This window comes from Streptomyces sp. T39 (assembly GCF_008042045.1).
Taxonomy (GTDB): domain Bacteria; phylum Actinomycetota; class Actinomycetes; order Streptomycetales; family Streptomycetaceae; genus Streptomyces.
Window position 1 is genome coordinate 1 of the sequence record NZ_RDBP01000210.1, and the last position, 11,013, is coordinate 11,013.

At 69.7% G+C, this 11,013-nt stretch carries 13 protein-coding genes; 9 read left to right on the forward strand and 4 right to left on the reverse strand.

All coding sequences use genetic code 11. The features are described from left to right. Positions 1-143: 143 nt before the first annotated feature. From EAO77_RS37035 to EAO77_RS37050, 4 genes are all read left to right on the forward strand, one after another. Positions 144-374, forward strand: a complete 231-nt coding sequence (locus tag EAO77_RS37035; RefSeq protein WP_147992655.1) for a hypothetical protein — start codon at positions 144-146, stop codon at positions 372-374. Continuing rightward, positions 364-621, forward strand: a complete 258-nt coding sequence (locus tag EAO77_RS37040; RefSeq protein WP_147992656.1) for a hypothetical protein — start codon at positions 364-366, stop codon at positions 619-621. The genes EAO77_RS37035 and EAO77_RS37040 overlap by 11 nt, the downstream gene beginning before the upstream one ends. A 152-nt stretch (positions 622-773) precedes the next feature. After that, positions 774-2,069 carry a replication-relaxation family protein gene (locus EAO77_RS37045; RefSeq protein ID WP_147992657.1) on the forward strand — a complete coding sequence of 432 codons (1,296 nt, stop codon included), beginning with the start codon at positions 774-776 and terminating at the stop codon, positions 2,067-2,069. 187 nt (positions 2,070-2,256) lie between these two features. Then, the gene (locus tag EAO77_RS37050; RefSeq protein WP_147992658.1) at positions 2,257-2,610 is read left to right on the forward strand and encodes a hypothetical protein; all 354 of its coding nucleotides are present in this window, start codon (positions 2,257-2,259) and stop codon (positions 2,608-2,610) included. 449 nt (positions 2,611-3,059) lie between these two features. Here EAO77_RS37050 and EAO77_RS40885 read toward each other — a convergent pair whose 3' ends face one another. Beyond that, positions 3,060-3,188 carry a hypothetical protein gene (locus EAO77_RS40885; RefSeq protein WP_261994329.1) on the reverse strand — a complete coding sequence of 43 codons (129 nt, stop codon included), beginning with the start codon at positions 3,186-3,188 and terminating at the stop codon, positions 3,060-3,062. Between the two features lie 764 nt (positions 3,189-3,952). Continuing rightward, positions 3,953-4,282 carry a DUF6233 domain-containing protein gene (locus EAO77_RS37055; RefSeq protein ID WP_147992659.1) on the reverse strand — a complete coding sequence of 110 codons (330 nt, stop codon included), beginning with the start codon at positions 4,280-4,282 and terminating at the stop codon, positions 3,953-3,955. Between the two features lie 68 nt (positions 4,283-4,350). Here EAO77_RS37055 and EAO77_RS37060 point away from each other — a divergent pair, with 68 nt between their 5' ends. Next, positions 4,351-4,629, forward strand: a complete 279-nt coding sequence (locus tag EAO77_RS37060; protein ID WP_147992660.1) for a hypothetical protein — start codon at positions 4,351-4,353, stop codon at positions 4,627-4,629. Positions 4,630-5,214: 585 nt separating this feature from the next. Here the strand turns inward: EAO77_RS37060 and EAO77_RS37065 are convergent. Then, on the reverse strand, positions 5,215-6,081 hold the full coding sequence (locus EAO77_RS37065; RefSeq protein ID WP_147992661.1) for a DNA ligase: 867 nt from the start codon (positions 6,079-6,081) through the stop codon (positions 5,215-5,217). Between the two features lie 97 nt (positions 6,082-6,178). On the opposite strand from EAO77_RS37065, the gene EAO77_RS37070 reads away from it, so the two are divergent. The 4 genes from EAO77_RS37070 (at position 6,179) to EAO77_RS37085 (ending at position 10,003) form a co-directional block, all read left to right on the forward strand. Next, positions 6,179-6,550: a hypothetical protein gene (locus EAO77_RS37070; RefSeq protein ID WP_147992662.1), complete on the forward strand. Its 372-nt coding sequence runs from the start codon at positions 6,179-6,181 to the stop codon at positions 6,548-6,550. Between the two features lie 418 nt (positions 6,551-6,968). Beyond that, the gene (locus tag EAO77_RS37075; RefSeq protein ID WP_147992663.1) at positions 6,969-8,837 is read left to right on the forward strand and encodes a DEAD/DEAH box helicase family protein; all 1,869 of its coding nucleotides are present in this window, start codon (positions 6,969-6,971) and stop codon (positions 8,835-8,837) included. Between the two features lie 170 nt (positions 8,838-9,007). Continuing rightward, on the forward strand, positions 9,008-9,418 hold the full coding sequence (locus EAO77_RS37080) for a hypothetical protein (protein ID WP_147992664.1): 411 nt from the start codon (positions 9,008-9,010) through the stop codon (positions 9,416-9,418). 213 nt (positions 9,419-9,631) lie between these two features. After that, positions 9,632-10,003, forward strand: coding sequence for a hypothetical protein (locus tag EAO77_RS37085; protein ID WP_261994330.1), 372 nt, complete (start codon positions 9,632-9,634; stop codon positions 10,001-10,003). Between the two features lie 105 nt (positions 10,004-10,108). Here EAO77_RS37085 and EAO77_RS37090 read toward each other — a convergent pair whose 3' ends face one another. Further along, positions 10,109-10,798 (reverse strand): helicase associated domain-containing protein, encoded by a 690-nt coding sequence (locus EAO77_RS37090; RefSeq protein ID WP_261994331.1) that lies wholly within the window; start codon positions 10,796-10,798, stop codon positions 10,109-10,111. Positions 10,799-11,013: the final 215 nt, after the last annotated feature.

The following is an 11,013-nucleotide window of genomic DNA, read 5'->3' on the forward strand; positions in this document are numbered from 1 at the left end:
TCTTTACGSCGTAAAGAGCGGCGCGGACGGCAGCCCTAAGTCCTTGCTCCTCCACCAGGTTCGGATTGCCCGTATCAGGCTCCCGAGGGGCGACCCGGCGATACCGTGGTGAAAGACACCAGTGAAGACCCCAGGAGTTGCCGATGAGCGAGCAGCCGGCCCTCGTGCCCGACCGCCAGCCCCTCGACGAGCAGGCCGCCGCCTCGGCCCGTGCGTACGCGGCCGACCAGCGCGCGAAGGTCGACGTCCTCGCCTCGGTGCTGGAGGACATCGCCGCCCACGGCTACCCGTCCCCGGAGACGGGCGTGCTGTGGGAGGAAGCCCGTGACGCGCACCTGGAGCGCCTGGCCGGCGAGGAGCCCCGTGTCGCCTGAGCACGCGCCGCGCCGGTCCCAGGTCGTCATGGTGGAGCCCGCGCTGAGCCAGTTGGCGAAGCTCACCGCCCGGGAGACGCACCGCCTGGACCGGGCGATCGTCGCGATCAGCGTCAACCCCGAGCTGGGCACCCCGGTGCCCGACACCCTGCTGCGCGACTACAGCGACGACGTCGACGGGGTACGGGTCATCTACTACGTAACCGCGCTGCGCCAGATCACGATCGTCGCCTACATCGAGGCGTAGCCTGCGAGGTACCCCGAGCAGAGCGCCCCCGGACCGCATGGTCCGGGGGCGCTGGTGCTTTCCCGCGACCGGACCACATTGCCTACAGTCCGCTCTACGGTTTCCCCTACAGTGCTCCCTACAGTGATCACGGATTCGAGGGTGGGGACCAGGTGACCGGTCGGCAGGTCTGGCGCTACAAGTCGACGGGCAGGGCCCGCGCCCTGGTGCTCCTGGCGCTGGGGGTGGTGCGGGTGGCGACCGCCGGCCAGCTGCGACAGCTCGTGCTCCCCGGCACGGCGGATGAGCAGACCGTCCGCAACGCGTGCAAGGACCTGCGGGATGCCGGGCTGACGGAGTCCGCGGGCCGCGCCTGGCGTCCCGGCCGCAACGGGGCACCGGTTGCTCAGGACCTGTGGTCCCTCACCCCGGCCGGGCAGGCCGCGGCCGCCACCGAGCTGGAGCGCCCGGTCGAGGAGATGGGCGCGACCGGTCGGGCCGCGGCACAGGCCGGCGCCGCGCACCAGCTCGCGGTCACGGACGTCATCGACGTCATCCGCCAGTCGCCCCCGCTGCCCACCAAGCCCGTGCCCCGCCGCACCACCGGCCCCGGCCCGCGGCGGGAGCTCCCGGTGCGTCCGCGCGGTATCGGGCACCTGCGCGGCTGGACAACCGACGTTGCTCTCCCCGGCGCGGGCCACCTGCGGGCCGATGCGGTCCTGACCGCCCCTGAGGACGACGTCCCCGTTTTGTTCGTGGAGGTCGACCACCACGGTGAGCCGCCCGCCGCCGTGGCCGCGAAGATCGCCGCCTACCGTGACGCCTTCCGCCTCCGCGTGACGGACCCGCACAGCCAGACCGCCGTGCCCCTGTGGTCGACGCGATGGCCGGCCCCCGGCACCGGGCATCCGCCGCTGGCGCTGGTGTTCGCCAAGGACGTCCCCCCGCCGGTCCTCGCCCGCCGTATCGACGCCATCCGCGACGCCTCCCGCTCCTGCTGGCAGCCACCGGCTGCGCTGGACACCTGGCCGGACGAGAGCGACACCGTGCCCCTGGTCACGACGACGCTCGCCCTGCTGCGCGAGCACGGGCCCCACGGACCGGTCTGGACCCGGTTCGGCCCCGCGCAGTCCCTCGCCGACGCCCTGGCCCACCCCGCCGCCACTCCCGCGGCGCGTGTACCCGACCAGGGTCACCGGCGGCGTGACGAACAGGGCGAGGACGTCGGTGACGACCAGGAGCAGGCCGGCCCGTCGGTCTGGGCGTGCCCGTCCTGCGGCGGAGCCACCGCCCCCGGTATGCCGTCCGGTCTGGACGGCTACCGGCCCGCCGTGCACGGCCGTTGTCCCCGCTGCGAGCAGGTTCACCGGGACCTCGCCCAGAAGCGGGCACAGACGGGTGTCCTCGCCCGCCTGCGCTCCCGCAGCGATGCCACCGCTCCGGCCCCGGGACCGGCCGCCGGCCGTTAGAGTCAGCGGCAGCCCGTGCCGATATGGCGTGCACGGGCGAGGCCCGGTGCCCAGACGCGCTCTGGGAGCAGTACCACCGGGCCGCCTCAACCTCGATGCCTGGTTGACCCGGTGCCTGTCCCCGGGGTGCCGGGGCGAATGTGGCAACTCGCTTCCGCCACATGTGTCCAGTGGGTTGCATACGCGCATGGACGTTCTGGAGGCATCGATCGCCGGGCTCGCCGCCGTCTTCTCGGCGGTGGCGGCGGTGGCGGCATGGCGGGCAGCGGTGACCGCGGATCGCAACGCGCGGACGGCGAACGAGACGGCGGACTCCGCCCGGCAGACCGCCGAGGTCGTGGCGCTGATCGAGCGCGACCGAAGGCACACGGAACTGACCCCGCGCGTGTTCCTCTACCTGACGACGCAGCAGGGGCAGGGCTGGGTCGACCTGGTGGTCCGCTACGACGGGCCGTCTGCCCTCGGTCGGCTGGACCGCTTGGAACTGGAGGTCCAGCCGACCGCGACCGCAGCAACACGTTTCTTCCTGCCGGGGGCCTGACAGCGGAAGAACGCGCGAACACGATCTGGGGCCCCTACCGCTTCCGGCCCGTGGACGGAGTGGACGAATTCGGCCGGACCGTTCAGCTTCCGCCCCTGCGGCCTGCGGAAGTGTTCCGGATCGGCCTTGAATCGTCACGCGCGCACCGGCACTTCAGCGGCGGGCAGGCCGGGTGGGAACGCGGACAGCGGGACAAGCCCTTCCGGCTGTGGGTCACCTGCCATGTCGACGGACACAAGCCGTGGCATCTGCACGCCGACGTGCCGCAGCGCTTCGGGGACACCCCGCACCACGCTCCGATGCAGGCGAGATGACGGTCCGCGCGGTGGGCGTCCCGGTGGTGGTCTCGGCGGTTCTGATCCGCGTGTACCCGATGTACCGGTCGGCCCTGAACGCAGAACTCGGGCCTGCCGCGACGGCGGCAGGCCCGAGTTCTGGTCGGTGGGCTGCTACTGCTGGCTCATCCCCCACCAGCCCGCGAGCAGGCCGGCCATCAGCGCCGCCAGCAGCGCGAGGGCTGCCGGCGACAGGTGGATGCGCAGGTGCATCTCCAGGTGGTGACCGATCTGGAAATGCACACCCTTCCGGGGGCCTTCCTCCGGTGGTGGGGGAGGAAGAACACTCGGGAGACGGCTCATGATGAATGGCCTTTCACTCGAAACGGCGTGCTGAAGTCCGACACCCCTCTGCGTGCTCCCGCCAAAGAAGACCGAGGTGTCGTGCGCGCCATTCTCGTACAGCCGAAAGCTCTTGGGATTCGGTCATGTCGGGCGAAAATCGTCTTACAGCAGGTCACGCCCTGTGTGCGCGCTGTGAGACTTTTTATGAGGCGTGGGTAACGTCACAATCAATTAATGGTGTGATTTAGATCACACCAGGACCGGAAAAAGCCCTGTTCAATCTGCGCAGATGGAACTTTTCTCTGTGCGAATTGAGCATTCCTCTCATTTGGTACGCCTGATGGGCGCGGCCCTTCCCTGCGGGCGGCGTTAGAGTGAGCGTCACTCACCGATGACCTATATTCACTCTCCGTAGCCATTTGGCTTCGGTCGGTGCTTCGAAGGTCTCCGGCGTGCTGAAAGCCCGTTGCCTCACCGCTCCCGCCAAAGAGACCGAGGCGACGGGCTGGCGCATATCAGGACCCATACCGAGCTGGTGCACATGGCCGCCTGCCGGGCGATCGTTCATGGCCGGGCAGAGCATCCTGGTGCCGGGTCGTCCGCGCACCGCCGCCTCGACGCCTGGGCCCGAGGAACGCTCTGCTGCCGAGCACCGGCGGGCCGAGGCTGGGCAGCGGCGCGCACGCCGACCGGAACCTGCCCCCCGTCTCCGCGCCGCCCGCCTACTCCAGCGTCCCCAGCAGCGCGTCCGGCCGGCAGAACTGGCACGCCCCCACCTCCACCACCCACCGCCGCGCCTCGCCTTCCGTGACCCGGCGGGTGCGCGGCCCGGTGACGGCGCAGTCCTCCACGTGCACCTGGAGCGGGCGCTGCGCGGCGCTGATGTCGTACTCGACCAGCCACGGCGGCCGGGCCGGCCGCACAGAGGGCGGGGGAGCAGGTGCCGTGCCTTCCCGGCGGGAGATCTCCGCGCGGACCGCTTGGAGCTGGAGATCGAGGAAGGTCTCGATCACGCGCAGCCGGTCGAGATCAGGCGGCAGGATATCGCTCACGCGTTCGATATTAGAGGTGTGGGCCGAACCTGCCCGCCGGGGCCCGTCCGGCTGCCAGGCTGACCGGCATGAGCGCCCCGGATCCCCGCCCCGCTGCCCGCGTCTACGGCTCCGAGCCAGGCGACCCCGATCCGGGCCCCCGCCCCGGATGCGACTACGCCGAACTCATCGGCGGCCCGCTCGACGGACTGCTCCTGGACGTCACCGGCTGGACGGAAGACGACCGGGCCACCGGAGCCGCCCTCATCACCCCCCACGGACAGTACGGCCCCGGCGGCCGCGCCCACTACGAACCCCGCCACCCTGCCGACCTGGACCGGTTTCACTGGACCGGCGACACCCCCTGACGACGACCGGTCGGGCGGCGAGCAGGGGCACGCTGGAAGGGTGGCCACACACAGCGCCCCCCGCTGCGCGCAGTGCGGCGGGCGTCTGCCTGCCGGGGCACGGCGCAACCGCCTCTACTGCTCGGCGGCGTGCAGGACCCGGTCCTGGCGTCAGGCGCGGGCCCGCGCAGCGGCGATCGACGCCGGGGGCGAGGCCCTGGCCGCGCTCCTCGAAGGCCGCCGGCATCCCTGGCCCCGCTCCCGCTGCCCCGAGTGCGGCCGTACCTGGTACGCGAGCGACGCCCCGCTCCAGCCCCGGAAGCGGGCGGACAGCCGGTACTGCTCGCCCCGGTGCCGCACCAGGGCCTGGCGTCGCCGTCGCGTTCAGCAGGCGTCACACGGTGACGCCTGCGGGTGACGGCACCGCGATGCCGGCGCACGGGTTCCGGCCGCCGCCGAGCCGGAGCGCCAACCGTTCTGCCGGATGCAGAAGGCCCGGCCCTGGCGCGCTAACTTGACTCTGAACGCAAGTTAGCGGGTCTCAACTTGCTTCTATCCGCAAGTTAGCGCGCCGCGGTGCCTGTGCGAGGTCCCGCCCTTCGCTCTCTACCGGACGCGCGTGATGGTGACGACGGCGTGCCGGGTGGTCCCGGCGAGGGCTTCGACGAGGAACTCGGTGGGGGTGCTGGTGTAGGTCTGGCCGTCGTGGGTGCGCCCGCGGGGCCTGGCGCCGGCGGGCTGGAGGTAGTGCGCGGCGGCGGCCGCGAGCGGCCCGGTCAGGCGCTGGGAGAGGGCGACCTGGCCGTCCGGGCGGCGCACGGCGAGCGCCCGGGGCCGGGACCGCGCCCCGGTGTACCCGACCACGACCAGGTCCTCGGTCTCCGCGTGGCGCACCTTCCGCCAGTCACGGGAGCCGCCCCGGTACGGGCCGCCGGCCCTTTTGGCGACGATGCCTTCGACGCCTTGCGCCTGGAGGGCCTCGTACCAGACCAGGGCGGTCTCGTAGTCGTCGGTGGCCGGTACGGCCTGGATCGGCGGCCCGAGGTCGCCGACCAGGTCGAGCAGGAGGCCGCGCCTGTCCGAGTACGGCCGTCCTCGGACGTTGCCGAACTGGGGATGCACCAGCAGATCCCAGACGGGGTAGGAGGCCGGCAGGTGCTCGGCGAGCGCCCGGGCCCTGGGCATCGAGGAGTTGGCGCGGGCCTGCACCGCGGCGAAGTCCAGCCGGCCGTCCCGCCAGATCACCGCCTCACCGTCCAGCACGGTCCCGGCCGGCAGCCGCATCCCGGCGATGGCCAGGTCCATCCACACGGGCGTGACGATCCGGCCGGACCGGGCCTGGAGGATCACCGATTCTCCGGTGCGGATCATCGCGACCCGGTGGCCGTCCATCTTCGGCTCATACCACCAGCCCTCCCCGCGCGGGAGCTCCGGCACGGCCCTCGCCAGCGCCAGCGACACGACAGCCTCCATGCGCCCACCCTCACCCCGCACCCGGCCGGCCGCACCCCTGCCGCCCTCCCGGCGCGGCGCCCCGTCCACGAAATAGAACAGACGTAGGATTCCGGGTATGGCTGACTCCGACTTCCCCGACGACCTCAAGGCCGCCCAGACCCGCCTGCACCAGGCCACCGCCGAACACGCCGCCCTGGTCCGCACCCTGCCCTGGTCCGTGGAGCCGCACGACGGGTGGCCCGGTATTGAGCACCCGCACACAGGGGAGGTCAGCGGTGGCCGGGAGCCCAGCCCTGGATGGACCGACGAGCAGAAGGCCGTCGTCGCCCAGCTCCGCCAGGAGTGCCTCGCGCTCTCGGTGACGGTCACCACCCACCCGCACTGGCAGACGCTGGCCGGTGAGGACGTCTACAAGGCGAGGATGCTGCTCAAGGCCCTCACCCGGCCCGAAGCGGTGCCCGCCGTCGACATCGTCACCGCGGCGTAGTCGGCCCGCCCGATACACGTGCCGCGGCGAACGCGGCCCCATCCGCCAGGTCTACGACGAGACAACGCCATGGCCCGGAAGATCCGTTCACCCGGCCCCTGGTCTCGCCCTCGCCGTCGACAAGCTGCTCGCCAGCGACCCGAGCGCCTCTGAGTGCGCCACGGCCGGACTCCTCAACTACGTAGCGGCGACCTGGGACAACCAGGACCCGCCACTGCGCGAACACGCCCATGTCGTCGCCCGCACCCAGTAGCAGCAGGGTGACTGACGCAACGTGGGCCGCCAGCCCCCTCCCCGGAGCCGCTGGCGGCCGGAGGGGCAACGCCCAATTCGTGTTGATCGAGCGTCGGTTGTCGGTGGTACGTGGCATTCTGTCGACGATGGCCGGGTTAGGCCATCTGTGTGAACGGAGGTGTCGGTGCCCGCTGCCCGAGATCGGAAGCGTTTGTACACCGCGGCAGAACGAACAGCGCTGTTCCTGGCCGCAGACGGCTGCTGCACCATGTGCGGCGATGAGCTTCAGCCCGGATGGCACGCCGATCACGAAGTGCCCTGGTCCAAGGGTGGGCGAACAGACATCTTCAACGGGCAGGCGGCATGCCCTTCCTGCAACCTCAAGAAAGGCTCCAACGGCGTGAAGCTTCGCAAGTGGCAGGAAGACGGACTCCGCAAGTTCCTGGGCATCCAGAACGACTTCCTCGCCGTCGCTACGCCTGGCGCGGGCAAGACCACCTTCGCCATCCTTGCTGCGAAGTCCATGATCGACCGGAGCGAGATTACGAACGTCTTCGTGATCGTTCCTACCGCCCATCTGCGGGGCCAGTGGGCCCGAGCCGCGGCCAGGGAAGGCATCCAGCTCGACTCCGAGTTCGTCAACCGCAGCCAGGAGAAGGCGAGCGACTTCGACGGCATCGTCGCGACCTACCAGTCCGTGGCGGCCAACCCGCTGCTGTGGCGCAAGCTCGCCTGTAACCCCCGCCGGCCGTCGCTGGTCATTTTCGACGAGATCCACCACGCCGGCGAAGCCGAACACCTCTCATGGGGAACTGCACTCTCCGAAGCCTTCTCCAACGCCCACCGCCGTCTGTCCCTGTCGGGCACGCCTTTCCGCAGTGACGGCAAGCCCATCCCGTTCCTCAACTACGGCCCCGACCGCCGCGTCGTGGCCGACATCAATTACGACTACGGGATGGCGCTCCAGGACCAGGAGGTCGTGCGCCCGGTGGCCTTCCCTGCCATGGACGGGGAAGCACGCTGGCGCTTCGCCTCCGAGCACCCCGTGTCGCAGAAGCTCTCCGAGGCCGACGCCAGCACCATCGCTGCGGCCCTGAAGACCGCCCTCGACCCGGGCGGCCAGTGGATCCCCTCGGTCTTGAGGCGGGCGCACGAGGAGCTGACGCTGATGCGCCAAGACAAGCCCGACTGTGGAGGGCTCGTTGTGGCGACAGACCAGGCGTCCGCGCACGCCTATGCAGATATCCTCCGGCACCAGACCGGAGAGGACGTGAAGATCGCGGTCTCCGACGATCCAGCCGCCTCGAAAGTCATCGATGACTTCGCCCGCAGCGACACCCGCTGGATCGTGGCCGTCCAGATGGTTTCCGAGGGCGTGGACATCCCCCGGCTTGGCGTCATCGTCTATGCCACCCGCATCCGTACTGAGATGTTCTTCCGCCAGGTCGTGGGCCGATGCGTGCGCAAGCAGGGCGATGAGGATGAGATGTGCGCCCGAGTCTTCATCCCGTCCATTGCGCAACTGCTGACCATTGCAGCGGGCATCGAGCGCACGGTTGATGCAGTCCTCGCCGACGAGGAGAGCAAGGTCCGCCGCGAGATGGCGGAAGACGAAAGCGACCCGCGGATGCTGCCGAGGACAGCCGAGGTCCTTGGATCATCCGCAGCCGCCCACGCCTTCACCATCAACAGCGGCGAGGCCTTCGAGGAAGCCGAGCTGCTCCATGCCCGTCGTCTGGGCCAGCAGGCCGGCCTTCCGGTAGGGACAGAGCCCTCCGCTATCGCTCGGCTCCTCCGGCTGAGCGGCGGATCCGCCCAGCCCGGGGCGGCCCCCGAGCCGCCTGTTCAACAGACCCGATCCGAGCGCAAGAAGGAACTCCGCGAACTCATCGCACGGAAGGTGGGACGGCTCAGCCGCCTGACCCGTAAGCCCCACAGTCACATCCACGCCGAGCTGAACCGCGAATGCCAGGAGAGGAAGATCGACCAGGCCACGCTGGCAACGCTGGAGAAGCGGCTCCTGACTCTCGACAAGTGGTTGCAAAGCGCATGACACAGTCACCGAAATCGAACGCTGTCCTTGTCCACGCTCTAGGTAGCGGCGTCCGCTCCCTCAGCAACGGTCTTGCAGACGTCCCCCCGCTCCTCGCCCGCGTACTCCAAGAAGAGGCATGGCGCGAGTTCACCACACCCCGTGGAGAACTCATCAGGCATGAGGAATTCTTGGACTTCGTCCTCGCCCCGCCAACTGCGGGACTGGGGGCAGACATCGAACTGGTTCGGCGGATAGTTGCTAACGACCCAGTGGCCCGTGAACTGCTCGAGCATGCCCTTAGAGACACACAGAGCCCTGACCAGAAAACCAGTGTCTCGGCGGGTGGAAGTCACGAAGAGAAGCAGCTCGGCAAAGCTCATCAAGCTGCGCTAAAACGTCTACACAGAGACGCGCCGGAGATTTACAAGAAAGTTGTCGCGGGTGAATTGAGTACAAACGCGGCAATGGTTGAAGCGGGATTCCGGACAAGAACATTCTCGGTTCCGGCAACCCGTCCAGAAGCATGTGCGCGCAGCCTGAAAAAGAATCTTAGCGAAGCTCATCTTCGCGAGCTCGTCAAGCTGCTTGCTGATACTTAGTCGATTGCTGGCCCGCAGCGACCCCTCGCTGCGGGCGCGCGCTTCTCTGCGCGGCCATGGAGAAACCCCACGTCCGGCCGACAGGTGCGGTGAGAAGCGCGAAAGAAGCTGTCCTTTTGCGGCTAGATTCGCCAGGCTGACATCGGAGGAAATTAGACTGTGAGAGAGCCTTGGGTACGCCGCGGTTACGATCAGACGCGTCTATGGATGCGGATGCCATTCGGCGCCACCAATCGAGCATGGCTGCACGGCGAGCTGGGCGATCGTATCCGTCCCGAGTGGAACAACACGGTGCGCCCCGGGCGGTGGGAGATAGCGAAGCCGCATCTGAGGACGCTCACGACGGCTCTCGCCAACCGGTTCGGAGAGGTTCACGTCTACCTGGAGTTTTCCACGACGGAGCGATGTGACCGCAAGTGCCAGACAGCAGCAGGTGACGACTGCACCTGCTCCTGCCGCGGTGAACATCATGGCGGCGGAACCTACTGGATGGACTGGCAACTCGTCGGCGAGGACACTCTCATCGGTCCAGTCGGTCGCGTGGAACGGCACTACATCGTGAGGCGCGGCGACATCGGCTTCTAGGCCGGTGTCGCACTGTGGTGGTCAACGGAAGGCGACATCACCCACCCGAGCACCAAGAGAACACTCACCACACGGCCGGAGTGCCCTCAGCCCCAGCCACTGCTATCACGCCCAGTCGACGCCGAGCGCGGTCAGCCGGCCGCGCTGCTCCTCGCTCAGCCCGGCGCGCCTGCTGCGGGTGTTGGAGAGCCATACACCGAGCCTCTGAGGTCCGTCCGGCAACTGCTCGACCCACGAGCGGGGGACCACGGCGCGGCCTTCCCGCTCGACGTACTGGGCGAGCGCCGAGACCCCGCGCTCGAACGCCGCGCTCGCCCCCTTCCCGCGCGCCGCGGCTGCGGGCTTCTCGGCCGCCGACAGGGGCCGTACGCCGAGCTGCTCCAGGCGCTCGCGCTGCCCCGGAGCGAGGCGGTCCCAGTCCTGCCTCTGCACAGCGAGCCAGCGCCCGACGTCCACGCCGCGAACCATGGCGCCCGGCTCCACGAACGCCAGCGCCCCGCCCTCACCCGCAGCCGGCCCGAGGGCGGTCTTCAGGGCGGCGTAGGAGCGTTGCCAGTCGATGGGCCAGTCCGGACGCCAGTCGGCATCGATCGCGGCCAGCAGCGCGGCCCTGCGGGCCGCCGTGGCAGGGTTCTTGCCGAGCCCGTGCTTCTTCCGCGCGTTCGCCAGCCATTGCCCAATGGGCTTGTCCATGATGGAGGCCGTGACCGGGGCGGCGAGAGTTGCGTACGCCTCGTAGTAGGCGCGCGCTGCGCCGAGGTTCTCCTCCCACGCCGCATCCGCCGGATCCCACACGATCCCCAGCTCTTCCAGCTTCTCCGCTCGCTGCGACAGGATCCCGCCGCCCCGGTCACGGCCTCCATCATGGACAAGCCCATTGGGCAATGGCTGGCGAACGCGCGGAAGAAGCACGGGCTCGGCAAGAACCCTGCCACGGCGGCCCGCAGGGCCGCGCTGCTGGCCGCGATCGATGCCGACTGGCGTCCGGACTGGCCCATCGACTGGCAACG